Genomic DNA, 24,579 nt, shown 5'->3' with positions numbered 1-24,579 from the left:
CCTCGATGTTGCGCGGATCTTGCGGGGCGGGGGCGGCGGGGCGGGGCGCGGCGGGTGGCGGCGGGGCGGGAGGGCGGGCTGGGGGCCGGGGGCCAGCGGGTCAGGCTGGCTCGGTGACGAAGTCGATGAGGCGTTCCATCGCGTTGATCAGGGGCGTTTCCACGTCGGCGAAGCTGTTCACCCGGGACAGGATGTGCCGCCACATGTCGGCCGGCTCGGCCACCCCGAGTGCCGCGCAGACCCCCTCCTTCCACGGTCGCCCCGGCGGCACCACCGGCCACGCCGCGATACCCAGCGCACTGGGCTTGACCGCCTGCCAGACGTCCACGTAGGGATGGCCGGTCACCAGCACGTACGGCGAGGTCACCCGGGCCACGATGCGGCTCTCCTTGCTACCCGGCACCAGGTGGTCGACGAGTACGCCGAGTCGCCGGGTAGGGGCGGGGCCGAAGTCGCGTACGTCGGCGTCGAGCGCGTCGATGCCGTCCAACGGCTCCACGACCACGCCCTCGATGCGCAGGTCGTCGCCCCAGATCCGCTCGACCAGCGCGGCGTCGTGGATGCCCTCCACCCAGATCCGGCTCGCCTTGGCGACCTGGGCCCGGACGTTGTCCACGGCGACCGAACCGGACGCCGTCCGTCGGCGGGCCGCCGGCACGGTGGCGCGGGTCGGGCGGCGCAGCGTCACCGGGCGGCCGTCGAGCAGGAACGCCGCGGGTAGCAGCGGGAAGTTGCGCCGTTTGCCGTGCCGGTCCTCCAACACCACCGCGCCGGCCTCGAAGCCCACCACCGCGCCGCAGAACCCGGAGTCGGCATCCTCGACCACGAGATCCGGTTCGGCGTCCACCTCGGGGGTGACCTTGCGCCGTCGCCAGTCGCCCGCCAACACGTCCTCGCCGTATCGCCCCGCCATGTCGATCACGCTAACCCCAGCCCGCCCCCACCTCACTCCCCGACACACCGCCCCGCACCCAACGGCCACCGCACCCGTCCCGCCGCACCCGGCCGTCCGCAGCAGTCGATCATGCAGTTGTGGTGCTCCACAAAACGACGACAACCAGCACCTATCGCCCACCACCGTTCCATGATCGATGCAACCGGGGGCGCGGACGCCGCGGCGGGCAGGGACGGGGATCGGGGCGAACAGGGCAGTTGGGGGCAGGGCGGGCGGCCGGAGCGGCAGTCGAGACACGGCCGGTGGTGACCACGTACCCTTTCGGCATGTCCACCCCCGCAACGGGCGCGGCCACACTCGCGCCGCGCCGGTCCAGCCGGTTCGTTGCCTGGGTGCGCGCGTGGCGCGCCGGGTTGGTGCCGTACGACGAAGTCGCCGACGCCATCGCCGGCGACGAGGAGCACCTCGTTGCGGACGCCCCCGGCACCTGGACCGACGTCCCGCTGGGTTCCGCGCTGCCCACCCTGGCCAAGCTCTCCCCCGACGAGATCCGCCTGGTGCTGCCCGCGCCGGGCGACCCTCGGGGGTTGCCCGGTCCCGGCGACTTCGCCGGTGCGGCGCTGGTCGCCGGCGAAGCGGTGGTGGCCGGCGGGCTCGGGTTGATTCCGGAGGTACGCTCGCACACCTCCGGCTCCGGCGACTGTTTCGAGACGGTGTTGTGGCGGGTGTACCCGCTGCCCGCCAACGCCCCGGCCGCGTCACTCTCGTTGCCCGGCGCCGCCGAGGCAGAGGCCGAACTGGCCGCCGCGCTCGCCGAGACGACCGCCGCACTGACCCGCCTCGACGTGGCCCAGTGGCGGCCCGAGCTGGCCGGAGCGCTGGCCGCGCTACGCCGGCCGGACGGCGCCACCGACCTGCCGCCGGGCTTCGACCCGCGGGCCCGTCGGCTCTTCGCCCGGGCCGCGGTGCTCGACCGGGTGCTCGCGCTCGCCGGGCATGCCGCCCCCGGGGGCGCGATCAACAACTACGAGGCGCAACAGCGGGACGCCGCGCTTCGCCCGCTCACCGCAGCCTGCCGGCAGGCACTCGTGGCCGCCTGCAACGCCCCACTACGCCCCTGATCCGGTAACCCCGCGCCACCGCACGAGGCCGCGCGCCACCCCGCGGGGCTTGATCGGCCTGCCGCCGCCGGCCCAACGCGTCACACCGCCGGGATCCAACGCGCCCGCCGCCGGTCCATCCGCCACCCACGCCTGGCCCGACGCGCCAGCCCGACGCACCCCGCCGGCGGCCCGATGCGCCACCGGCCGGGCATGATCGCGCTCGAACATGGATGTAGTCGCCTCCGGCGCAGGTGGTGACCACTACATCCTGGTTACAGCGCGATCATCGGGCGTAGCCGAGGCAACGCGCGCAGGCAGGCAAGGCGCGCAGGCAACGCGCGATCAGCGCGCGCAGCGCAGGTGCGCTCAGATCTCGTCGAGCAGGTCCGCCACGGAGTTGACGATCCGGGACGGGCGGTACGGGTACCGCTCCGCCTCGGTACGACTGCTGATCCCGGTGAGCACCAGGATGGTCTCCAGCCCGGCCTCCAGGCCACACAGGATGTCGGTGTCCATCCGGTCACCGATCATCGCGGTGCTCTCCGAATGCGCGTTGATCGTGTTGAGCGCCGAGCGCATCATCATCGGGTTGGGCTTGCCGACGAAGTACGGCTCCACCCCGGTCGCCTTGGAGATCATGGCGGCGACGGAGCCCGCGGCGGGCAGGGCGCCCTCCACGGACGGGCCGGTCACGTCGGGGTTGGTGCAGATGAACCGGGCGCCGTCGTTGATCAGACGGACGGCCTTGGTGATCGCCTCGAAGCTGTAGGTGCGGGTCTCGCCGAGCACCACGTAGTCCGGGGCGAAGTCGGTGAGGACGTAGCCGACGGCGTGCAGTGCCGTGGTCAACCCGGCCTCACCGATGACGTACGCGGTGCCGCCCGGCCGCTGGTCGGCGAGGAACTGGCCGGTCGCCAGCGCGGACGACCAGATCGACTCCTCCGGCACGTCCAGCCCCATCCGGCTCAACCGGGCCGTCAGGTCCCGCGGGGTGTAGATCGAGTTGTTGGTCAGCACCAGGAACGGCTTGCCGGAGGCGCGCATCCGGTTGATGAATTCCGGAGCGCCGGGCACCGGCTGGCCCTCGTGCACCAGTACGCCGTCCATGTCGGTCAGCCAACTCTGCACGGGCTTGTGGTCATGCATCGGTTCCCCCAGCAGGCGTCGGGCGACGGGTCGGCACGCAACAGACGGTCGGGCAGGTGTCCCACATCGGCAGGTCGCCGAGGCGGCGGCGCAGCTGTGCGCCATCCGGGTCGGTCCGCTCGGTGACCAGCTCCCGCACCATGGTCACGAACCGCCTGTCGGTGCCGGGGGTGGCGGCCCGGACGAAGTCGAGGCCGAGTTGCTTGGCCGTCTCCAGTGCCTCGGTGTCCAGGTCCCACACGACCTCGAGGTGGTCGGAGACGAAGCCGATCGGGCTCACCACCACGCCGGTGGTGCCGCCCCGGGCGAGGGTGGCGAGGTGGTCGTTGACGTCCGGTTCCAGCCAGGGCACCTGCGGTGGGCCGGATCGGCTCTGCCAGACCAGGTCGTACTCCAGGTCCGGTGCGGCGGCTTCGGCCACGAGCCGGGCGGTCTCGCGTAGCTGTGCCTCGTACCGGCCGCCGTGCGGGCCGGCGTTGGCCGCCATCGAGGTGGGGATGGAGTGGGCGGTGAAGACCAGCCGGGTGGTGTCCCGCTTCGCCGGGTCGAGCTGACCCAGGGCCGCCCGGACCGCGTCGACGTGTGGGTCGACGAAGCCGGGGTGGTCCCAGAACTGGCGCAGCTTCTCGATCACCGGGGCGTCCGGGCCGACGGCGGCCCGGGCTGCGGCGATGTCCTCCTGGTACTGCCGGCAGGACGAGTAGCCGCCGTACGCGCTGGTGACGAAGGCGAGCGCCCGGGTGATCCCGTCGTCGCGCATCCGGGTCACCGTGTCGGCGAGCATCGGGTCCCAGTTGCGGTTGCCCCAGTAGACCGGAAGGTCGAGACCGTTCGCGGCGAAGTCGGCACGGACGGCGGCCAGCAGGTCACGGCACTGCTGGTTGATCGGGGACACCCCACCGAAGTGCTGGTAGTGCTCGGCGACCTCGGCCAGCCGCTCGGGCGGCACGCCTCGGCCGCGGGTCACGTTCTGCAGGAACGGCATCACGTCCTCGGGCCGTTCCGGCCCGCCGAAGGACACCAGCACCACCGCGTCGTACGACATGGGGTCATTCTCGCCCCTCGGCCGGGACGGCTCGGCGACGCCCCCTGGTCCGGACGCGTAGATCACGCGAGACGGCCGGGAGCGTCGCCGGTAAAGCGCCAGGGAACGTCAGGAACCGATGGCGTGGTAGCCGCCGTCGACGTGCACGATCTCGCCGGTGGTCGCCGGGAACCAGTCGGAGAGCAGCGCCAGGCAGGCCTTCGCGGCGGGTTCCTGGTCGGTGAGGCTCCAGCCCAGCGGGGCGCGCTCGGCCCAGGCGTCCTCGAACTGGTCGAAGCCGGGGATCGACTTGGCGGCGATGGTGCGCAGTGGCCCGGCGGCGACCAGGTTGCTGCGGATGCCCTGCTTGCCCAGGTGCAGCGCCAGGTAGCGGGACGCCGACTCCAGGCCGGCCTTGGCCACGCCCATCCAGTCGTAGACCGGCCAGGCCTTCGTCGCGTCGAAGGTCAGGCCGACCACCGCGCCGCCGGGCGACATCAGCGGCAGCGCCGCCATGGCCAGCGACTTGTACGAGAAGGTGGAGACGTGCAGGGCGGTCGCCACGTCCTCCCACGGCGCGTCGAGGAAGCCGCCGCCGAGGCAGCTCTGCGGGGCGAACCCGATCGAGTGCACGACGCCGTCGAGGCCGTCGACGTGCTCGCGTACCCGGTCGGCGAGGCTGGCCAGGTGCTCGGTGTTGGTGACGTCCACCTCGATGACCGGGGCCGGCTCGGGCAGCCGCTTGGCGATCCGCTCGACCAGGGAGAGCCGGCCGTAGCCGGTGAGCACGACCTGCGCGCCGTTCTCCTGGGCGAGCTTCGCCACCGAGAAGGCGATCGAGGCGTCGGTGATGACACCGGTGACGAGCAGCCGCTTACCGGCGAGCAGTCCGGACATCCGGGGGTTCCTCCGTACGTAGATGAGGGTCAGTGGCCCATGCCGAGGCCGCCGTCGACCGGGATCACGGCGCCGGAGACGTACCCGGCGCTGTCGGAAGCCAGCCAGGTGACGACCCCGGCGACCTCGTCCGGGCTGGCCATCCGGCCGGCCGGGATCGACTTGCGGATCTCCGCCTTGCGGTCGTCGGACAGGCCGGCGGTCATGTCCGTGTCGATGAAGCCGGGTGCCACCACGTTCGCGGTGATGTTGCGGCTGCCCAGTTCCCGGGTGATCGAGCGGGCCACACCGACCAGACCGGCCTTGCTGGCGGCGTAGTTGACCTGCCCTGCACCACCGGCGAGACCGACCACCGACGAGATGAAGATCATACGGCCCCACTTGGCGCGGAGCATCTTGCCGGAGGCGCGCTTGGCGACCCGGAACGCGCCGGTGAGGTTGGTGTCCACCACGTCGGTGAACTGCTCCTCGGTCATCCGCAGCAGCAGCGTGTCGGCGGTCATGCCGGCGTTGGCGACCAGCACCTCGACCGGCCCCAGCTCGGCCTCGACGGCGGTGAACGCGGCGTCGACAGAGGCGGCGTCGGTGACGTCGGCGCGTACGCCGAACAGCCCCTCGGGAGCGTCACCGCTGCGGTGGGTGACCGCTACCCGGTCGCCCTGCTTGGCGAAGGCCTGCGCGATGGCCAGGCCGATCCCCCGGTTGCCCCCGGTCACCAGCACGGTGCGAGCCACTGTTCCCCCTTGCTCAGCTGATCTCAGTCGCAGGCGAGCCTAGGCGTTACCGACAGGTAAGCGCTAACGGGAGCCGCGTCACACTGAGGTACGACACCGGGATCAACCCCTGGTGGCACGCCCTGCGGCGGGGTCGGCCCGTAGCCTCCGGGTGGTGAACCGGCATGCGATCGCCGTGGCCCTACGGGCCCTGCGGCAGACCCTGCTGGGCCCGGACGCCCCGCCCGGTCGACCGCTGCTGGCCCGGTGGCCCGGCCCGGCTCGTTACGCCGCGCCGGTCGGGCTGCTGGCCGCGCTCGGGCTCTTCCTGATCACGTTGACGGTGGAGAGCGAGTGGGGCCTGCCGCCGCCGATCGCGCTCCTGTTCGCGGCGATGACCGTGGCGCCGCTGCTGGCGCTGCCGCGGCGTCCGCTGCTGGCCTGGCGGCTGACCGTGCTGGCCCTGCTGATCTGCACGTTCAACGCCCCAGCCGACCAGGACTGGCCGTGGACCCCGCCGCTGGCGCTCGGGTCGGTCGCGGTGCTGGCGGTGGTCGTCGCGCGGGTCGACCGGCCGGTGCTGGCCTGGGTGGTGACGATCAGCACGGTGCCGGTGCTCACCCTGGTCCATCCCGACAACCGGGTCCCCGTCCTGCTGCTGCTCGGCGCGCTGGCGATCGTCGGCGACCTGATCAGGCGTAACCGGATGTCCCGGCACGCGCTGGCGGCGCAGGCCGAGCTGAGCGAGCGGGAGCAGGAGCGCCGCGCGGTGCTGGAGGAACGCACCCGGATCGCCCGCGAGCTGCACGACGTGGTGGCGCACCACATGTCGCTGATCGCGGTGCAGGCGGAGACGGCCCCGTACCGGCTGACGGACGTGCCGGCCCCGGCAGCCGCGGAGTTCGTCGCCATCGCCGCCTCGGCCCGTGACGCGCTGACCGACATGCGGCGACTGTTGGGGGTGCTGCGCAGCGAGACGACCGGCCCGGAGACCGCGCCGCAGCCGGACCTGACCGACCTGGGCGTGATGGTCGACGCGGCACGCCGGGCCGGGCTGCCGGTCACCCTGGACGCCGGGCCGGCGGACGACGGGCGGGTGCCCGCGCCGGTCGGGCTGGCCGCGTACCGCATCGTGCAGGAGGGCCTGGCCAACGCGGCCCGACACGCGGCCGGCGCCGAGGTGCGGGTCACCGTCCGCGCCGGCCGGTCTGGTCTGGAGGTACGCGTCGAAAACTCCCCCGCCGACGTCCGACCGACCGCCGACGGCGGCTCCGGACACGGCCTGACCGGCATGCGGGAGCGGGCCATCTCCCTTGGCGGTACGTTCACCGCCGGGCCGCTGCCCGACGGGGGTTACGCGGTGGTGGCCGAGTTGCCGTACGACGCGGAGGGCGGGGACCGATGATCCGGGTGCTGATCGCCGACGACCAGGCGATGGTCCGGCAGGGTTTCGGCGCACTGCTCGCCGCCCAACCGGACCTGCTGGTGGTGGGCGACGCCGCCGACGGGGCACAGGCCGTCACCGCCGCCCGCCACCTCGACCCGGACGTGGTGCTGATGGACGTGCGGATGCCGGTCATGGACGGGCTGGAGGCCACCCGCAAGCTGCTCGGTGACCGGTCGACGCAGCGACCCCGGGTGCTCATCCTCACCACCTTCGACCTGGACGACTACGTGTACGAGGCGCTGCGTGCCGGGGCCAGCGGCTTCCTGCTCAAGGACGCCCCGGCAGCGGATCTGGTGCACGCGGTGCGGGTGGTGGCGGCCGGGGACGCGCTGCTCGCCCCGGCGGTCACCCGCCGGCTGATCGCCGAGTTCGCGGCCCGCCCGGACCGCCGCCGTCCGCGCCCCACCGACCTCGCCGGGCTCACCCCACGCGAGACCGAGGTGCTGCGGTTGATCGCCCGGGGCCGCAACAACGCGGAGATCGCCGCCGACCTGGTGGTGGCCGAGCAGACCGTGAAGACGCACGTCGGGCGGATCCTGGCGAAGCTCGGTCTGCGCGACCGGGCCCAGGCGGTGGTGCTGGCGTACGAGACGGGTCTGGTGTCCGCCGGGGAGTAGCCCCGGGGAGCCAGTCCGCAGACGGCTCCCCGGGATGACGACCGGGTGCCGCCCGCCCGCGCACTCTCCCTCCGGACGACATTCCGGAGGGAGAAAGTGATGCGACGACGAGGTGCCGGTCGGGTGGCGGTGGCCGCGTTGCTCGGCGTGAACCTGGTTCTGCCGACCCGACCCGAGCCGGCTACGGCGGCGGGGTTCGTCGAGGCGTACCCCGTCATGGCGGCGGCGATGCGCACGGCGGGCCCGCCCTACGCGGACTGGGCGGCCGACGGACGCCGGTTCCTGCTGTTCGACGAGCGCGGTGACGGCCGCGCGGTCGAAGTGCTCGGCGACCTGGCCGACGCGGACCGGATCGCGGTGCTGGTGCCGGGGGTCGGCAGCACCCTGGCCGACTTCGACCGGGGGTTGGGCGGGGTGGCCCGCCGGGCGCCGGCGGTGCAGGCCGGGCAGCTCTACCGGGAGCTGCGGGCGACCGAGCCGGCGGCGCGGGTGGCGGTGCTGGCCTGGCTCGGCTACGACCCGCCGGACGGGGTGCTGACCGCCGCTGGTGGCGGCAGCGCCCGGCATGGCGCGGCCGGGTTGGTCGTGTTGCTGCGGGATCTGGCCGCTCGACGTCCGGCGGCGACGATCACGCTGGTCGGGCACAGCTACGGGGCGCTGGTGGTGTCGCTGGCTGCGGCCGACGCCCCCGCCCAGGTCACCGACGTGGTCAGTCTCGGTGGTGTGGGCGCCGGAGTGCAGCACGCCGACGACCTGCCCGGCGGGCGGCGGTTCTGGGCGGCGGAGGCGCCGACCGACTGGATCCGTCGGGTACCGCCGGTGCGACTGCCCGGCCTGGGCTTCGGACGGCGACCCGGTGACCCGACCTTCGGCGCCCGGCCCCTGCCGGTGGGTGGGGTGGCGGGGCACGACGGTTACCTCGTGCCGGGCAGCGCCGCGCTGGTCGCGGTGGCGGCGGTCGTGCTGGGCGGCATCGACACCGACCGGATCGGGGACGCCCGGTGAGCCGGGACCGTGCCATCGACGCGCTGCGGGCGTACGCCATCGGCGGCGTGGTGCTGGGGCACTGGCTGGTCACCGGGTTGGTGCTGACCGGCGACGGCGGGCTGCACCAGGCCAGCCCGCTGACCGCCCTGCCCGGTCTGGCCCCGGCGACCTGGGTGTTGCAGACGCTCGGGTTGTTCTTCTTCACCGCCGGGTTCGGCTCGACCCGATCGTTGGCCGGCCACCGGGGAGGGTCGGGCGGTTGGCTGGCCCGTCGACTGCGCCGGCTGCTGCTGCCGACGGTGGCACTGCTCGGGGTGGGCGCGGCGGTGTTACTCGCCGCCACCGTCGCCGGAACCTCGGACGACACGCTCTCCGTCGCGCTCCGACTCGCGGTCAGTCCACTGTGGTTTCTGGTGCCACTGGCGTTCCTGGTCGCGGTGACCGGCCCGCTGCTCGCCGCCGTACGCCGCTGGGGGGTGGCCCGGAGCGTCGTCCCGGCGGTGGTGGTGGTCGCGGCGGTCGACCTGGCCGTACGCCTGCTACCGGTCGGCACCCACCTGCCACCGGTCACCGTGCTGGCGGCGTGGTCGGTGCCGTACCTGCTGGGCGTGGCGCACGCCGACGGGCGGTTGGGCGGCCGGCGGGTGGCCGGCGCGCTGGCGTCCGGCGGGGCCGCCGCGCTCGGGGCGTTGCTGGCGCTGGGCTATCCGGTGAGCGCGGTCGGGGTGCCCGGGGCGGGGGTGTCCAACCTGAACCCGCCGTCGCTGCTGGCGGTGGCGCTGGCGGTCACCCAGGTCGGGCTGGGCCTGCTGGCTCGGCCGGCGCTGGAGCGGCTACTGACCCGGCCGCTGCCGGGCCGGGCGGTGACCGAGGCGAACCGGCACGCGGTCCGGATCTACCTGTGGCATCAGCCGATCCTGGTGACGGTGACCGCGCTCACCGCCCGCAGCGGGCTGACCCTGCCGGGGCTGCACACCGCGCCGGACAGCCCGGGCTGGGTGCTGGCGCGTTTCGGCTGGCTGCCGCTGCTGGCCGCGGTGCTGGTCACGGTGGTGCGGACGGGCCAGCCGCGGTCGACGCGACAACCGGGTGGTGGAGGAGTTGCCAGCCGGTCGGCCGAGTACGCCTCAACGGCACCGCCGGTGTACGATCATCGACGTTCCGGCCCGCCCGACTTGCAGGAGGTGATCGCTGTGCGAGATAGCGATCCTCCCAGTCGTGGCCGGGCCGATGGTCAGTCCCGCTGAGCCACGACTCAGTCTGGTGAACTGACCCCGCTCCGCTCCCCACCACCTCGGCAGCTGCCGAGGTGAGTGTGCCGCGCCGCCCGATCCCGGGCGGTCGCCGGGAGCCGCCCGGTCACGACTTCGTGTGCGCGTCCCCACCCCCTGCGGTCCGCCCCCGCACGCGGACCGTCCAGCCGCCACCCGGAGCCGTCATGAGCCGTTACGTCGCCCCGCTGGGCTTCACCCTCGCCGCCGTCTGGGTGGCCATCGTCTTCGTGCTCGCCGGCGGCGGTCACTGAACCGTCCCGGCTGGCGGTCGCCGTCTCGTGCCGGCCGGCGGCGGTCGCTGACCACCGCCGGCCCGTCGGTCAGAGCATCCGCGACGACCAGAGCAGGCTGAGCGCACCGGCGCAGAGCGCCAACAACAAGGCGATCCCCGCGTACCACTGGGTCACCTCGCGCGGCTCGGTGCGGAACCCGATCGAGCTGCCCATGTCCTGGTAGACCTGCTTCAGCTCGCTCACCGACGCCGCCTCGTAGAAGTAGCCCTCGGTGGTCTCGGCAAGGTCGGCGAGCGCCGACCGGTCCACCGGCACCCGCTGCAACTGCCCGCCGATGTCGACCTGACCGGTGTCGGTGCCGAACGCGATGGTGGAGACCGGGACGTTGGCCGCCTGCGCGGCCGCCGCCGCCTCCTCCACCGCGCGCCCGGAGGTGCGGAAGCCGTCGGAGAGCAGCACGATCCGGGCCGGCGGGATGCCCGCCGCCCCGTCGGCCGGCACCGACCGGATCGCCTCCAGACAGGTGAACACCGCCTCGCCGGTCGCGGTCGCCTCGGCCAGCACCAGCCCGTCGATGGCACTGGTCACCGCGTCCCGGTCCTTGCCCGGCGGCACCAGCACGTTGGCCGCCTTGGCGAACGACACCAGGCCCAGGTTGTAGCTCTCCGGCAGCTCGCCGACGAACTGCTTGGCCGCTTCCTGGGCCGCCTCCAGTCGGTTCGGCGCCACGTCGTCGGCCTGCATGGACAACGACACGTCGATGGCGAGCATCACGGTGGCCCGCTCCAGCGGCTCCTTGGTGTCCACCGCGGGCCGGGCCAACGCGGTGGCCAGCACCAGCAGGCAGAGCAGGAACGCGGTCGCCGGGACGTGCCGGCGCCAGCCGAGCCCCTTCGGCGCCACCGTACGCAGCAGGTCCACGTTGGTGAACCGCATCGCGTACGCCCGGCGGTGCAGCTGCCGCCAGACGTAGAACGCGGCAAGCGCGAGCACGGGCAGCACGGCCAGCAGCCACCACGGTTGCATGAAACGGATCATCGTGTCGTCCCCCGGGTGCGGGCGTGCCGCTGCGCGGCCACGAATCGCACCATGTCCAGCAGCCAGTCTCGGTCGGTACGCAGACGTAGGTGGGCCGCGCCGGCGCCGCGCAGGGCGGCGGCGATCGTGGCGCGTTGGGCGGTGGCGGCATCGGCGTAGCGCTGCCGTAGTCGAGGGTCGGCGGTCTGCACCTCGTGCAGCTCGCCGCTCTCCGGGTCGACCACGGGCAGCACACCCACGTCGGGCAGCTCCAGCTCCCGCGGGTCGACCACCTCGATCGCCAACACGTCGTGGCGGACCCGCAGCTTGCGCAACGGCCGGGCCCACTGCTCGGGCGGCGCGAGGAAGTCCGAGACCACCACGGCCACCCCGCGCCGTCGAGGCGGGCGGTTGAGCATCTCGATCAGCGCACCCAGGTCACCACGGCCGGGCCGGATGGTGGTGCCGGCCACGGTACGCAGCAGGCCCTGCGCCTCCTTGCGACCGGAGCGGGCCGGCAGACGGGTGAGCACTCCGGGCCCGGCCGGTTGCGGTGCGCCCCGCCAGCGTCGGGCCGGCACGGGAGCGCCGCCACCGGTGCCGATCACGGCGCCGATCCGGTTGCCACCGCGCACGGTCAGGTGGGTGATGGCAGCCGCCGCGGCGACCACCACCTCCCGCTTGAGCCACTGCCCGGTGCCGAAGTCCAGGCTGGCGGAGAGATCCAGCGCCAGCCAGGTCTCCAGCTCCCGGTCGGCCACCGTACGCCGCACGTGCGGAGTCGTGGTCCGTGCGGTGACCGGCCAGTCCATCCGGCGCACGTCGTCGCCGGGGCGGTACTCCCGGGACTCTCCCGCCTCGCTGCCCGGCCCGGGGAGCAGGCCGGCGTAGTCGCCCTGGAGCAGACCGTCGAGCTTGCGGGTGACCAGCAGTTGAAGCCGGGACAGCACGGCCTCGCTACGGTCGGCGAGGGGGGCGGGACGAGGGGTGGGTGAGGTCACGGGCGCTGCCCGGGCCAGTTGGCGCCCGGCGGCGGCGCGGTCGACGACGGGGTGGCCTGCTGCCGGGGTGCGACCGCCGGCAGGGGGATCGTCGACATCACCCGGTGCACGATGTGGTCGGCGGGCACGTCGTCGGCGAGCGCGTCGTAGCTGAGCACCAACCGGTGCCGCAGGATGTCCGGCGCGATGTCCTGCACGTCCTGCGGCAGCGCGTAGTCACGCCCCCGCAGCAGCGCCAGCGCGCGGGTGGCCCGGACCAGGCCCAGGGAGGCACGCGGGCTGGCACCGTACTGGATCAGTTGGGCGACGTCGGGCATGCCGTGCTCAGCCGGGGCGCGGGTGGCCAACACCAACCGCACCGCGTAGTCGACCAGGGCGTTGTGCACGAAGACCTGGTCCGCCTTGCGTTGCAGGGCGATCAACTCAGGGGTGTCGAAGACGGCGGTCGGCTCCGGCGGGGCCACGCCCATCCGGTAGACGATCTCCCGTTCCTCCGCGTCGGTCGGGTAACCCACCACGATCTTCATGAGGAACCGGTCGCGCTGTGCCTCCGGCAGCGGGTAGACGCCCTCCTGCTCGATCGGGTTCTGGGTGGCCATGACCAGGAACGGGTCGGGCACCCGGTGGCTCTCCCCGCCGATGGACACCTGCCGCTCGCTCATCACCTCCAGCAGCGCGGACTGCACCTTCGCCGGAGCCCGGTTGATCTCGTCGGCGAGCAGGAAGTTGACGAAGACCGGGCCCAGCTCGACGTCGAACTTCTCGCTCGACTGCCGGTAGATCCGGGTGCCCATGATGTCGGCCGGCACCAGGTCCGGAGTGAACTGCACCCGGGCGAAGGACCCGCCGACGACCTTGGCGAGGGTCTCCACCGCCAGCGTCTTGGCGACCCCCGGCACCCCTTCGAGCAGGCAGTGACCGCGGGCGAGCAGCGCGACGAACATCCGCTCCACCATCCGGTCCTGCCCGACGATCACGCGTTTGATCTCGAACAGCGCCTTCTCCAGCAGGCTGGCGTCCTGCGCGGGTGTGGTCACCGGCGCAGGCGTCTGCGGTGCCGCCCCGTTCGGCGTCGGGGCGTCGGGCATGGTCGGCTGGGCCACCGGTCCTCCACAGCATCAATCGGTCGTCGCGGCTGGTGCGGTATCAAGACTCGCATGCCTTGCTGAGTGTCGAGGTGGGGAGAAGCCGATTTTCGCCGCGCCGTCCCCTGCGGCCGAACCGCGCAACGTGGGTGTGCACGGATCGGCCTGCCGCGTGTACGATTCATCCCGTCGCCGGGCGGCTCCCCCCGTGGTCGCCCGGCGCTCAAACTTCCCGTCCCGCCGCCCTAGACTGGCCGGGATGAGCATCCCCTCCCCCGCCGACGAGGCCCTGGTCTGCTCCGCCCGGGGCTGCCGGGCCGGCGCCGTCTGGGCCCTCGAGTGGAACAACCCCCGGCTGCACGACGCCGATCGGCGCAAGACCTGGTTGGCCTGCGCCGAGCACCGGGGCAGCCTCGGCGACTTCCTGGACGCTCGTGGCTTCCTGCGTGCCGTCACTCCGGTGCCCGGATCGCCTACGCTCGACATGTGAGCGGCGACCCACCGGCTTCCACCGGCCCCACCTCCCCTTCCTGGCCGCCCACCCCGGCCTCGGCACCACCCGGCGTCGAACCGCCGCCCGGTGCGTTCCCGGCACCCGGCACGCTCGGCCCGGAGCCCGGCGCGCCCGACGTGTCGTCCCCCGCCCCGCTGCCACCGGGTGCGCTGCCGCCACCTGGTCACCGCCCGGCGCCCGCCGCCGACCAGCGCGCCCCCGACCTGCCCGCACCCGGGCTCCTGCCGCCCGACCCCGGGGCGCTGGCGACGGCCGCGCCCGGTGACCGGGGGCCACTGGAGCCCTGGCCGGACACGGTCAACTGGCAGCCGATCTCCACCGACCTGATCTGGGTGGAGCTGATCCGGCTGGCGATCGTGGTCGCCATCGGGCTGGCGGTGACCGGGGTCGGCTGGGCGCTCAGCGGCCACTGGCTGTTCGGGCTCGCCGTCGCCGTCGTCGTGCTGCTCGGCGTGTGGCGAGCCATCGCGATCGTTCGCGCCGTACGGGCCTGGGGGTACGCCGAGCGGGAGAACGACCTGCTGGTCCGGCACGGGCTCCTGGTGCGGCGGCTCTCCATCGTTCCGTATTCGCGAATGCAGTTCGTCGACGTCAGTGCCGGGCCGTTGGAGCGCGCCTTCGACCTGGCCACCGTGCAGTTGCACACGGCTGCGGCGGCGAGCGACGCGCGGGTGCCCGGGCTGCGGCCGACGGAGGCGTCGCGGCTGCGCGACCGGCTGACCGCACTCGGCGAGGACCGGGCGGAAGGGCTGTGAGCGCGAGGAGTGAGCCGGGCTTGCGAGCCCCGCAGTCGCGAACGAAGGGCGACCCGGTGAACACCCGAGCGGGCGTGCGAGGCGCCGACCCCGGATGTCGAGGGCCGGCCCGATGAGCGATGGCCCCGCCGAGCCGAGCACCGTGCCACCCGCCAGCCCGACACCGCACGAGCCGATGCCACCTGTCGCGTCCGCCGCGTGGCCGGCACCGGCGGGTGGTGGCGAGGGCGAGCCCCGACAGCGACTGCATCCGCTCAGCCCGGTCCTGCACGGCGCGAAGTCACTGGTCGTGGTGATCGCCGGGTTGTCCTGGTCGACGCTGTCCCGGGTGGGCTTCGGCTGGTTCGCCGCCATGGTGGCCGTGCTGGCGCTCGGCGCAACCGTGCTCTCGGTGGTGAGCTGGTACAACACCGGCTACCACGTGGTGGGCCGCGAGCTACGGGTGTACGAGGGGCTGCTCTGGCGGCGTACCCGGGCCATCCCGTTGGAGCGCCTGCAGGCCGTGGAGGTGGTCCGGCCGCTGCTCGCCCAGCTCACCGGCCTGGCCGAGCTGCGGCTGGAGGTGGTCGGTGGCGGCAAGACCGAGGCGCCCCTGGCGTACCTCGGGGTGGCCGACGCGTCCCGGCTGCGCGCCCGGCTGCTGGCACTGGCCGGGCGGGTGGCGCAGGTCCCCACACCGGAGCACGCGGCGTCCGCGGTGGTCCCGGGAGCGCCGGCGCCGACGGTGGCCGCGCAGGGCCGGCCACTGCACGCGGTACGCAACCAGAGCCTGCTGATCAGTCAACTGCTCACGCCGCAGGCGTTCCTGCTCCCGTTCGGTGTGGCGTTCGTCGTGATCCAGTTCCTCACGGCGGGGTCGTGGTCCTTCGTCGCGGTGGCGAGCACACTGACCGCGATGGCCGGCGTGCTGCTGCAACCGGTGCGCCGGGTGCTCGACGACTGGAACTTCCGACTGGCCCGCGACGGCGGCACGTTGCGGGTGCACAACGGCCTGCTGGAGACGCGGTCGCAGACCGTGCCGCTGGCACGGGTGCAGACCGTGCGGGCCACCTGGCCGCTGCTGTGGCGGGTCAACGGCTGGCTGCGGCTGCGCCTGGAGGTGGCCGGGTTCTCCGTCACGGAGGCGGACGACCGCAACCGGCCCGACCGGCTGCTGCCGGTCGGTGACCTGCCGACCGCGACGATGATCGTCGCCGAGGTGCTTCCGGGGGTACGCCTCGACACCCTGACGCTGAGCCCTCCGCCGGCCCGGACCCGGTGGCTGCATCCGCTGGGCCATCGCGCGTTCGGTGCGGGGCTGTTCGACGAGGTGTTCGCCACCCGCTCCGGGCGGCTCAGCCGCCAGCTGGTGATCGTGCCGTACGCCCGGATCCAGAGCGTGCGGGTGGTGCAGGGGCCGATCCAGCGCCGCCTCGGGTTGGCCTCCGTGCACGCGGACACCGCGGGCGGCTCCGGCGCCACGGCACAGGACCGCGACCTGGCCGAAGCCTGGGCCCTGGCCGCCGACCTGAATCTCCGAGCCCACAACGCCCGCCACCCCACCTGACCCCCACCCCACCCCCACCCGCGCCCCGTGCCGCCAACGCTTGTTGATCAAGAGGTTTGCGTCAGGAACCGGTGGCGCGGTGACGCAAACCTCTTGATCAACAGGGGCGAGGGGCCGGGAGCGGGGTGGGGTGGGCGGTTCTAGTGGTCGGCGGGGACCTGGGGGTGGTCGCTGGGGGTGGTCGGTGCGCGGGGTGACGGGGGCGCGCCGGTTGGTTTCTCGGGGCCGGCGAGGTGCTCGGTGGCCTGTTGCGTCCCGGCCTTCGGGTGGCGGGCCCGCCACGCGGCCCAGCCGCGCTCGGCCAGGCCGACCACCAGGAAGGTCAAGCCCACGTACGCCCACCCGACCAGCACGTCGATCACGTAGTGCTCACCCGAGTAGACCAGGGTGAAGGTCATCGCCAGCGGGTACGCGAGCAGCAGCGGCCACCAACGGCGGCGGGTGCTGGTGAGGAAGAACAGCACGACGAACAGCGCCCACGCGGTGTGCAGCGACGGCATCGCGGCGACCGGGTTGGAGGCGATCTGGCCGGCGTTGAGGACGTTGCCGGCACCGTGCATGCCGAACGCCTTCCAGCCCCGGGTGGAGATCCGGGCGACCTCGGTGAGCAGCCCGTTCTGGGCGGCCCACCAGGGCGGGGCGGCCGGGTAGACGAAGTAGGTGACCAACCCGGCGGCGCAGAGGAAGCCCCACCGCCGCATGTACGCGGCCCAGCGGTGCCGGTCGCGTAGCCAGAGCACGGCGGCGGCGGCGAGTGCCACCACGAAGTGGGAGAAGTACACCCAGCTCGCCGCGACGTCCCACCAGTGCACCTGCGGGTGGTAGAGGTGCTGCTGCAACCAGACGGTGGGCACCTCCCCGCCGGTGGCCCACCCGAACATGAACCGGTCGGCGACGATCAACTCCATCGCGTGCGGGGTGGCCCCGTTGTCGGCGAACCCGCGCGAGAGGTTGTAGATCACGAACAGCAGCACCACCGGCACCCAGTCCCGGGCGAAGCGCAGGTGACTGCGCCACGGCCGTTCGCTGTTCCAGGCGATGGTCGCCAGCCAGATCCAGACGAAGGCGTACGCCGGGTCGGTGGGCAGCCCGATGGCCAGCCACGCGGCGACGAAGGCGACCGCCCAGACGGTCATGGCGACGACGCGCCGACGACCCCCGTCCGGGGACGCGGGCGGGTCGGTCCGGGCGGGGGGCTGGGGGTCAGTCACGACGGCCATCGCCGTCAAGGTTAACGACGGGGACGGCATCGACCGACGGGGACCACCCGTTGGTGGTGGGGGTGGTCGCGCTGGGATCGTCGGGCGCGTGCTCAACGCGTCCAGCGAGCACCTAGGCTGACGACCATGCAGGAGCAGCCCGAGCCGGCCTTCGCGCCGGGTCTGACCGCCCAGGTCGAGTTGACCGTCACCGACGCGGACACCGCCCAGGCGGTGGGTTCGGGGGACGTACCGGTGCTGGGCACTCCCCGGGTGCTCGCGCTCGCCGAGGCGGCCACCGTCGCGGCGACGGCGACCGGGATGCCTCCCGGGTCGACGACCGTGGGCACCCGCATCGAGTTGGAGCACCTGGCGCCGACCGTGGTCGGCCGGACGGTTCGGGCGCAGGCACTGCTGGCGGCCGTCGACGGTCGTCGGCTGTCGTTCGAGGTCACGGTCAGCGACGGTGACCAGACGGTGGCCCGGGGTCGGGTCGACCGGATCATGGTGGATCGGCAACGCTTCGTCGACCGCGCCGGGCGCGCGTCGTGAACGTCGGTTTCGTCGAGGTCGCCGACCGGGTGCACGTGCTGCGCGAGCCGCTGCTGCGGGTCAACGTCACGCTGGTCGTGGGCGATGACGAGGCCCTGCTGGTGGACACGCTCTCGTCGGCCGCGCAGGCCGCCGACCTGGCCGCCGCGGTCCGGGCGGTCACCGACCGGCCGTTGACGCTCGTCAACACCCACCACCACTACGACCACTGCTTCGGCAACGCCGTCCTGGCCGGCGAACCACCCCGTCCGGTGTACGCGCACGAGCTGGCCGCCGCGGCCCTGCGCGACGACCCGGAGCGGCTGCGCCGGGAGGCGTACGAGGAGGTGCGGGCGGAGCACCCGGCCCTCGCCGCCGAGCTGGCCGACACTCCGCTGCTCGCCCCGACGCACACCGTGCAGACGGAGACGACGTTGGACCTGGGCGGCCGGCGGGTGCTGCTGCGGCACCCGGGTCGGGGGCACACCGACGCCGACCTGGTGGTGCACGTGCCGGACGCCGACGTGCTGGTGGCCGGGGACCTCGTGGAGCAGAGCGGCCCGCCCGCCTTCGAGGACTCGTACCCCCTGCGGTGGCCGGACGCGGTCGCGGACCTGTTGCGGCTGGCCACCGCGCGCACGGTGGTGGTGCCGGGTCACGGTGATCCGGTGGACGTCGACTTCGTCCGCGCCCAACACGCCGAGCTGGCCAGGTTGGCCTGGCTGATCCGGGCGGCGCACACCGGCAGCGCGCCGCCGGAGCGGGTGGCCGCCGAGGGGCCCTTCGGTGCGCGCGCCGCCCTGATCGCCGCCCGGCGCGGCTATCTGGAACTCGACGGCGAGGGCTGACCCTCGTCCCGCCCCGAGCGGCGGCGCGCCCCAACTCAGTCGTGCCTTCCGAAGCGACGTTGCACGTCGGCGCGCGTGGGCATGGCGGTGGCACCACCCGGGGACTCACAGACCAGGCCGGCGACCCGCAGCGCGAACGCGACCCGCTCGACCCACCCGTCCGGGGTCCCCGGCTCCCCGCCGACCAGCAGATCGGCGATCAGCGCGGCCATCACCGAGTCACCGGCGCCGGTGGCGTCGATCGCGTCGACCTTCGGGGCGGGCACCCGGACCGGGTCGCCGTCGGCGGCAGCCAGCACCGCACCGGCCGCGCCGATCGTCACCACCACCGTCGCGGCGCCCAACTCGCGCAGGTACGCCGCGACCCCCTCGACCGGTTCACCCGGATAGAGCAGTCCGGCGTCGGCGGCGCTCAGCTTGACCAGGTGCGCGCCGGCGGCGAACTCGGCCACCACCTCGCGCAGCCCTTCCAGCGCGGCCGGCCCGTTCAGCAGCCGGGGACGCACGTTCGGGTCGAAGACCCGCAGACCGGTGGCGAGCGACCAGGCGCGTCGGGCGGCGGCGAGCGTGCCGGGATGCAGCAGCACGATCGAGCCGCAGTAGAGCACGTCCGCGCCCTCGGTCAGGGCGAGATCCAGGTCGTCGGGGCCGAGCAGCCCGTAGGAGGCCGGTTCGCCGTAGAAGCGGAAGTCCGGTTCCGGGCCGTCGTACGTCACCACCGCGAGGGTGGTCGGTGCCGGTACCGTGACCGCACCGGCCACCCCGACGTCGACCGAGCTCAGGAAGGCGCGGATCCGGCCGCCCAGCACGTCGTCGCCGAGCGAGCCGACGAACTGCGCCGCGCCCCCGAGTCGGGCCACGCCGACGGCGACGTTGAGCGGCCCGCCGCCGATCGCCTGCCGGTAGACCCGCTCACCGTCGCGCTCGGTGTCGAGCAGGTCGACGAGCGCCTCGCCGAGCACCACCGCGTATCCCATGCCGGTCCTCTCGTCCTCGCCAACCACCGCCGACCGTCGTACGCCGAACCGATCGCCGTGGCACCAGGCTGGCACAGTGGGCCGCTCGGCGGGCGGCGAAGGCGCCGCATCCGCTACCCCGGCTGGTGGATCGGCCCGTCCAGCGCCGCCAGTGGACGGCCGGTGCCGCCCCAGCGGGCCGCGACGATCTGCGCGGCCACGCTCACCGCGGTCTCCTCCGGGGTACGCCCACCGAGGTCCAGCCCGATCGGGGAGGCGAGCCGGGCGAGCTGCGCCGCGCTGAGCCCCGCCTCACGCAGCAGCTTGAGCCGATCGTCGTGGGTGCGTCGCGAGCCCATCGCGCCGACGTACGCCAGCGGGTGGCGCAGCGCCAACTCCAGCAACGGCACGTCGAACCTCGGGTCGTGGGTGAGTACGCACACCACCGTCCGCTCGTCGACCCGATGGGCGTCCACCTCCGTCCGGAGGTAGCGGTGCGGCCACTGCACCACCACCTCGTCCGCCTCGGGGAAGCGTCGCGCGGTGGTGAAGACCGGCCGGGCGTCGCAGACGGTGACCCGGTAGCCGAGGAACACGCCGATCCGGGCCACGGCGGCGGCGAAGTCGATGGCCCCGAAGACGATCATCCGGGGCGGGGTGGCGTACACGGTCACGAAGAGGCTGACGCCGCAGCCGCGGCGCTGCCCGTGGTATCCGTACCGGAGCATTCCACTGTGCCCGGCGGCGAGCAGCCCGAGGGCGTCGGCGGCGGTGGCGGCGTCAAGTCGGTCGTCGCCGAGGGAGCCGGTCACCCGCTGGCCGGTCACCACGAGCCGCCGACCCAGCCGCCCGGCCGGGTCGGCCGGCACCGGGCCCGGCGGGTCAGCGGCATCCGCCGCCACGCAGGTGACCACCGCCGCCGGCTCGCCGCGTCCGCGAGCGGCGGCGACCGCGTCCAGCCCGGCCAGGGCGTGGGCGTCGACGCGCTCCACGAACACGTCGAGGATGCCGCCACAGGTCAGGCCCACGCTGTACGCGTCGTCGTCGCTGATCCCGTAGCGGGTCAGCTCGGGTACGCCGGTGTCGAGCACGCGGCGGGCCCGTTCGTAGAGGTCCGCCTCGACGCAGCCGCCGGAGACACTGCCGGTGACCGTGCCGTCGGCCGCCACCATCATCGTCGCGCCGGGTGGTTGCGGGGCGGAGTGCCAGGTGGCCACGACGGTGGCGAGGGCGACGGGCGCGCCGGCGCGACAACGGCGGTGCGCCTCGTCGAACACGTCCGGCACCGACCGCCACCTCTCGATTCCCCTGTCCCTAGGCAGGATATGGCGTTCATCGGCGGCCGGGGCGTCATTTGACGCATCGAGGAACGACTATTGCGCTCGGGTCGCGCGGCATGGTGGGATGACGCGTACCGGGCGGTGCGAGGGCTGCCGTGCCGCCGGTTGCCGGGTTCGTTTGGCGCGAGGGCACCGGTCCAGGGCTGGACCGACGATGGCGCGTGTCCACCGGCTGATTCTCCGCCGGGCACGTCGCCGTGATCGTCGCACCGCTCACCGCAGCGGGGCGATCAGGCCACATCCCACCCGATTGCGGCGAGGCGGCTCAGGCAGCGCGCCTCGCGAGTCAGGAGAACCCGTGAATCGTTCCCGTACGGCCGCGTTGCTCACCGCGGCCGTGACCCTCGCGCTGGGCGCTGTCGCCCTGGCGTCCAATCCGGAGCCGGCCGCCGCGCACGGCGCGGCGATGACGCCGGGCAGCCGCACCTACCTGTGCTGGCAGGACGGCCGCAGCCAGACCGGTGAGATCAGGCCGAACAACCCCGCGTGCTCCGCCGCCGTAGCGCAGAGCGGGGCGAACTCGCTGTACAACTGGTTCAGCGTGCTGCGCTCCGACGCGGGCGGCCGGACCACCGGCTTCATCCCGGACGGACAACTGTGCAGCGGCGGCGCAACCGGTTTCCGCGGTTACGACCTGCCCCGCACCGACTGGCCGCTGACCCACCTGACCGCCGGGGCGCGGTTGGACTTCAAGTACAGCAACTGGGCGCACCACCCGGGCACGTTCTACTTCTACGTGACGAAGAACAGCTGGAGCCCGACCCGGGCGCTGGCCTGGAGTGACCTGGAGGAGCCGTTCCTGACGGTGACCAACCCGCCGCAGCGCGGCTCGGTCGGCAGCAACGACGGGCACTACTACTTCAGTGGCAACCTGCCGTCGGGCAAGAGTGGCCGGCACATCATCTACTCCCGCTGGGTCCGCTCGGACTCGCAGGAGAACTTCTTCGGCTGCTCCGACGTGACCTTCGACGGCGGCAACGGCCAGGTCACCGGCGTGGGTCCGGGTGGCACGCCGACCGACCCGCCGACCGACCCGACCGATCCGCCGACCGACCCGACGGATCCGCCGACCGACCCGACCACCCCACCGCCGTCCGGCGGTGACTGCATGGCCGCCTACAAGGTGTCCAGCGCCTGGCAGGGCGGTTTCCAGGGCGAGGTCACGATCATGAACCACGGCAGTACGCCGTTCTCCGGTTGGACCGCGAGCTGGACCTGGCCCAACGGGCAGGCGATCAGTCAGATCTGGGGTGCCACCCAGACGTCGTCCGGCTCGTCGGTGACGGCGACAAATGTCGGCTACAACGGCACAGTCGCACCGAACGGCACCACAACGTTCGGCTTCCTGGCCAGTAGTTCAGGAACCAACGGACTCCCCACGGTCACCTGCGCCCGCCGCTGACCACCACCCTGAAATGATCAAGAGGTTTGCGTCACCGGAACCGCTCCGGATGACGCAAACCTCTTGATCAATAGGGTGAGGCAGGGTCAGCGGACCATGGAGCCGACCACCGGCTTCGTGAGCAGCGCGGACTGGTTGCGCTGGATACCCGGGTCGAGGGTCTTGGCCACGAAGATCGCGTGCCAGATGCAGAAGATCAACACCGTCCACACCTTGCGGGAGTGGTCGGCCTCCTCCCGCTTGTGCTCGTCGAGCAGCCGCAGCGCGTACGACAGGTCGAGCAGGTCACCCGCGCCCGAGGTGCTCAGCACGTGCCGGGCCCACTCGTACATCTCGCCGCGCAGCCAGACCCGGGTGGGGGTCGGGAAGCCCAGCTTCTTGCGGTTGACGATCGCCGGCGGCACGACACCCTGCAACGCCTGACGCATCGCGTACTTGGTGGCGTCGGAGCGCGGCGGCAGCTTCAGGTCGACCGGGATCTTCGCCGCGACGTCGAAGACCTCGCGGTCGAGGAACGGCACCCGCACCTCCAGCGAGTGCGACATCGAGATCCGGTCGGCCTTGACCAGGATGTCGCCGCGCAGCCAGGTGTAGAGGTCGACGTACTGCATCTTGGTGACGTCGTCCAGCTCGGTGCACTCGGCGTAGATCGGGGCGGTGACGTCGGTGTAGCGCACCGAGGGGTCGTAGCGCCGCATCAGCTGCTGCTTCTCCTCCTCGGTGAACATCCGCGCGTTGCCGTAGTAACGCTCCTCGATCGGGGTGGTGCCGCGCTCCAGGAAGCTCTTGCCCTTGACCCCCTGCGGGATCGCCTTGGAGACCGCGCGCAGCCCCTTCTGCACACCGCCGGGCAGACCGTTGACGGTGCCCAGCGACAGCGGCTCCCGGTAGATCGTGTAGCCGCCGAAGAACTCGTCCGCACCCTCACCGGAGAGCACCACCGTGACGTGCTCGGCGGCCTTCTTCGCCACGAAGTACAGCGGCACCAGCGCCGGGTCGGCCACCGGGTCGTCCAGGTGCCAGACGATCTTCGGCAACGCGTCGATCATGTCCTGCGGACCGATCTTGGTGGGGATCGTCGTGACGTCGAGGTGCCGGGCCGACTCCTGCGCGACGTCGATCTCCGAGTAACCCGGCACGTCGTAGCCGACGGTGAAGGTCAGGATGTTCGGGTTGAACTCGCGAGCGAGCGCCACCACCGCTGTGGAGTCGATGCCACTGGACAGGAACGAGCCGACCGGCACGTCGGAGCGCATGTGCATGCGCACGCTCTCCCGCAGCGTCTCCCGGATCTCGTGGTACAGCTTCTGCTCGTCGTCGACCGGCGCGGGCCGGAACACCGGCCGGTACCACCGGCGTACGTCGATCCGCCCGCCCGGGGTCCAGTTCAGGTACTCCCCCGAACCGATCCGGCTGATGCCCTTGTGCAGGGTGCCCGGCTCGGGGACGTACTGAAGGGTCAGGTAGTGGCTCAGGTTCGCCGTGTCGACACCCGCGTCGCCCTGGTAGTTGCTGTGCGCGAACGGCAGCAACGCCTTCTTCTCCGACGCCAGGTAGAGACCGTCGGCGGTCTCCAGGTAGTGCATCGGCTTGATGCCGAAGTAGTCGCGGGCACCGAAGGCGCGCCGCTCCTGCCGGTCCCAGATGACGAAGGCGAACATGCCCCGCAGCCGGGTGAGCACCTGCTCGCCCCAGAAGTGGTAGCCCGCCACGATCACCTCGCCGTCACCGGCCGTGGCGAACTGCGCGCCGAAGTTCCTGATCAACTCCTCGCGCAGCTCGATGTAGTTGTAGATCTCACCGTTGAAGGTGAGCAGGTAACGACCGTTCGCGTAGGGCAGTGGCTCGTGGCTCGACGCGACGTCGATGATGGCCAGCCGCTTGTGGGCGAACACGCCGTCCGCGTACCGGCCGGAAGCGTCGCCGACCACCTCGACCCCGGTCTCGTCGGGGCCGCGGTGGTGCAGGCATTCCAACGCTCCGGCGATGTGGTCGCGATGCGCGGCGGCGTTGCCGTTCGCGCTGAAGAAGGCCAGAAGTCCGCACATG

The 24,579-nt window shown here is 72.9% G+C and carries 24 protein-coding genes; 12 read left to right on the top strand and 12 right to left on the bottom strand.

The features are described from left to right. Positions 1 to 100 precede the first annotated feature (100 nt). Complete coding sequence (locus tag ABGB10_RS31630; protein ID WP_347664639.1) at positions 101 to 913, bottom strand: DUF3097 domain-containing protein; 813 nt, start codon at positions 911 to 913, stop codon at positions 101 to 103. Between the two features lie 308 nt (positions 914 to 1,221). On the opposite strand from ABGB10_RS31630, the gene ABGB10_RS31625 reads away from it, so the two are divergent. Then, positions 1,222 to 2,016 (top strand): hypothetical protein, encoded by a 795-nt coding sequence (locus ABGB10_RS31625; protein WP_278140589.1) that lies wholly within the window; start codon positions 1,222 to 1,224, stop codon positions 2,014 to 2,016. 348 nt (positions 2,017 to 2,364) lie between these two features. Here the strand turns inward: ABGB10_RS31625 and ABGB10_RS31620 are convergent, their stop codons facing one another. The 4 genes from ABGB10_RS31620 to fabG form a co-directional block, all read right to left on the bottom strand. Then, on the bottom strand, positions 2,365 to 3,144 hold the full coding sequence (locus ABGB10_RS31620) for an HAD-IIA family hydrolase (protein ID WP_347664638.1): 780 nt from the start codon (positions 3,142 to 3,144) through the stop codon (positions 2,365 to 2,367). Further along, entirely contained in the window at positions 3,137 to 4,189 is a 1,053-nt protein-coding gene (locus tag ABGB10_RS31615; RefSeq protein ID WP_347664637.1) for a ferrochelatase, read from the bottom strand. Before ABGB10_RS31615 ends, ABGB10_RS31620 begins: the two co-directional genes overlap by 8 nt. Positions 4,190 to 4,297: 108 nt before the next feature. Continuing rightward, positions 4,298 to 5,065 (bottom strand): enoyl-ACP reductase FabI, encoded by a 768-nt coding sequence (gene fabI / locus ABGB10_RS31610; protein WP_347664636.1) that lies wholly within the window; start codon positions 5,063 to 5,065, stop codon positions 4,298 to 4,300. Between the two features lie 29 nt (positions 5,066 to 5,094). After that, entirely contained in the window at positions 5,095 to 5,799 is a 705-nt protein-coding gene (gene fabG / locus ABGB10_RS31605) for a 3-oxoacyl-ACP reductase FabG (protein ID WP_347664635.1), read from the bottom strand. A gap of 154 nt (positions 5,800 to 5,953) precedes the next feature. On the opposite strand from fabG, the gene ABGB10_RS31600 reads away from it, so the two are divergent. The 5 genes from ABGB10_RS31600 (at position 5,954) to ABGB10_RS31580 (ending at position 10,354) form a co-directional block, all read left to right on the top strand. Then, positions 5,954 to 7,183, top strand: coding sequence for a histidine kinase (locus ABGB10_RS31600; protein WP_347664634.1), 1,230 nt, complete (start codon positions 5,954 to 5,956; stop codon positions 7,181 to 7,183). Beyond that, a complete protein-coding gene (locus ABGB10_RS31595; RefSeq protein WP_347664633.1) occupies positions 7,180 to 7,842 on the top strand; it encodes a response regulator transcription factor in 663 nt (220 codons plus the stop codon). The genes ABGB10_RS31600 and ABGB10_RS31595 overlap by 4 nt, the downstream gene beginning before the upstream one ends. Before the next feature lie 99 nt (positions 7,843 to 7,941). Continuing rightward, on the top strand, positions 7,942 to 8,847 hold the full coding sequence (locus ABGB10_RS31590) for an alpha/beta hydrolase (protein ID WP_347664632.1): 906 nt from the start codon (positions 7,942 to 7,944) through the stop codon (positions 8,845 to 8,847). Next, positions 8,844 to 10,076 (top strand): acyltransferase, encoded by a 1,233-nt coding sequence (locus ABGB10_RS31585; protein ID WP_347664631.1) that lies wholly within the window; start codon positions 8,844 to 8,846, stop codon positions 10,074 to 10,076. Before ABGB10_RS31590 ends, ABGB10_RS31585 begins: the two co-directional genes overlap by 4 nt. Before the next feature lie 62 nt (positions 10,077 to 10,138). Further along, entirely contained in the window at positions 10,139 to 10,354 is a 216-nt protein-coding gene (locus ABGB10_RS31580; RefSeq protein ID WP_196925116.1) for a hypothetical protein, read from the top strand. A gap of 69 nt (positions 10,355 to 10,423) precedes the next feature. On the opposite strand, the gene ABGB10_RS31575 is transcribed toward ABGB10_RS31580, so the two are convergent. From ABGB10_RS31575 to ABGB10_RS31565, 3 genes are read right to left on the bottom strand one after another with little or no spacing between them, the layout of a single operon-like run. Next, entirely contained in the window at positions 10,424 to 11,374 is a 951-nt protein-coding gene (locus ABGB10_RS31575) for a VWA domain-containing protein (protein WP_347664630.1), read from the bottom strand. Beyond that, positions 11,371 to 12,372 carry a DUF58 domain-containing protein gene (locus tag ABGB10_RS31570; RefSeq protein ID WP_347664645.1) on the bottom strand — a complete coding sequence of 334 codons (1,002 nt, stop codon included), beginning with the start codon at positions 12,370 to 12,372 and terminating at the stop codon, positions 11,371 to 11,373. Before ABGB10_RS31570 ends, ABGB10_RS31575 begins: the two co-directional genes overlap by 4 nt. Then, positions 12,351 to 13,457, bottom strand: coding sequence for a MoxR family ATPase (locus ABGB10_RS31565; RefSeq protein WP_347664629.1), 1,107 nt, complete (start codon positions 13,455 to 13,457; stop codon positions 12,351 to 12,353). The genes ABGB10_RS31570 and ABGB10_RS31565 overlap by 22 nt, the downstream gene beginning before the upstream one ends. A gap of 241 nt (positions 13,458 to 13,698) precedes the next feature. On the opposite strand from ABGB10_RS31565, the gene ABGB10_RS31560 reads away from it, so the two are divergent. The 3 genes from ABGB10_RS31560 to ABGB10_RS31550 all read left to right on the top strand — a co-directional run bounded on the left by ABGB10_RS31560 (position 13,699) and on the right by ABGB10_RS31550 (position 16,254). Continuing rightward, positions 13,699 to 13,929, top strand: a complete 231-nt coding sequence (locus ABGB10_RS31560) for a hypothetical protein (RefSeq protein WP_347664628.1) — start codon at positions 13,699 to 13,701, stop codon at positions 13,927 to 13,929. Positions 13,930 to 14,174: 245 nt separating this feature from the next. Beyond that, positions 14,175 to 14,708: a PH domain-containing protein gene (locus tag ABGB10_RS31555; RefSeq protein WP_347664644.1), complete on the top strand. Its 534-nt coding sequence runs from the start codon at positions 14,175 to 14,177 to the stop codon at positions 14,706 to 14,708. Between the two features lie 175 nt (positions 14,709 to 14,883). After that, positions 14,884 to 16,254, top strand: coding sequence for a PH domain-containing protein (locus ABGB10_RS31550; RefSeq protein ID WP_347664643.1), 1,371 nt, complete (start codon positions 14,884 to 14,886; stop codon positions 16,252 to 16,254). Positions 16,255 to 16,394: 140 nt separating this feature from the next. Here the strand turns inward: ABGB10_RS31550 and ABGB10_RS31545 are convergent, their stop codons facing one another. Next, positions 16,395 to 17,474, bottom strand: a complete 1,080-nt coding sequence (locus ABGB10_RS31545; protein WP_347664627.1) for a phosphatase PAP2 family protein — start codon at positions 17,472 to 17,474, stop codon at positions 16,395 to 16,397. Between the two features lie 126 nt (positions 17,475 to 17,600). On the opposite strand from ABGB10_RS31545, the gene ABGB10_RS31540 reads away from it, so the two are divergent. Beyond that, a complete protein-coding gene (locus tag ABGB10_RS31540; RefSeq protein ID WP_347664626.1) occupies positions 17,601 to 18,005 on the top strand; it encodes a hotdog domain-containing protein in 405 nt (134 codons plus the stop codon). Continuing rightward, positions 18,002 to 18,832: an MBL fold metallo-hydrolase gene (locus ABGB10_RS31535; protein WP_347664625.1), complete on the top strand. Its 831-nt coding sequence runs from the start codon at positions 18,002 to 18,004 to the stop codon at positions 18,830 to 18,832. Before ABGB10_RS31540 ends, ABGB10_RS31535 begins: the two co-directional genes overlap by 4 nt. A 35-nt stretch (positions 18,833 to 18,867) precedes the next feature. Here the strand turns inward: ABGB10_RS31535 and ABGB10_RS31530 are convergent, their stop codons facing one another. After that, positions 18,868 to 19,809, bottom strand: coding sequence for a PfkB family carbohydrate kinase (locus ABGB10_RS31530; protein WP_347664624.1), 942 nt, complete (start codon positions 19,807 to 19,809; stop codon positions 18,868 to 18,870). A gap of 113 nt (positions 19,810 to 19,922) precedes the next feature. Further along, positions 19,923 to 21,074: an XdhC/CoxI family protein gene (locus tag ABGB10_RS31525; RefSeq protein WP_347664623.1), complete on the bottom strand. Its 1,152-nt coding sequence runs from the start codon at positions 21,072 to 21,074 to the stop codon at positions 19,923 to 19,925. Positions 21,075 to 21,426: 352 nt separating this feature from the next. Here ABGB10_RS31525 and ABGB10_RS31520 point away from each other — a divergent pair, with 352 nt between their 5' ends. Beyond that, positions 21,427 to 22,530, top strand: a complete 1,104-nt coding sequence (locus tag ABGB10_RS31520; protein ID WP_347664622.1) for a lytic polysaccharide monooxygenase — start codon at positions 21,427 to 21,429, stop codon at positions 22,528 to 22,530. An 86-nt stretch (positions 22,531 to 22,616) separates the two neighbouring features. Here the strand turns inward: ABGB10_RS31520 and asnB are convergent, their stop codons facing one another. Next, positions 22,617 to 24,578 carry an asparagine synthase (glutamine-hydrolyzing) gene (gene asnB / locus ABGB10_RS31515; RefSeq protein WP_347664621.1) on the bottom strand — a complete coding sequence of 654 codons (1,962 nt, stop codon included), beginning with the start codon at positions 24,576 to 24,578 and terminating at the stop codon, positions 22,617 to 22,619. Between the last annotated feature and the right edge of the window lies 1 nt (position 24,579).

Origin of the sequence: Micromonospora sp. B9E7, from assembly GCF_039871815.1 — a bacterium.
Lineage (GTDB): Bacteria > Actinomycetota > Actinomycetes > Mycobacteriales > Micromonosporaceae > Micromonospora.
This window is presented reverse-complemented; position numbering and strand designations above follow the sequence as displayed.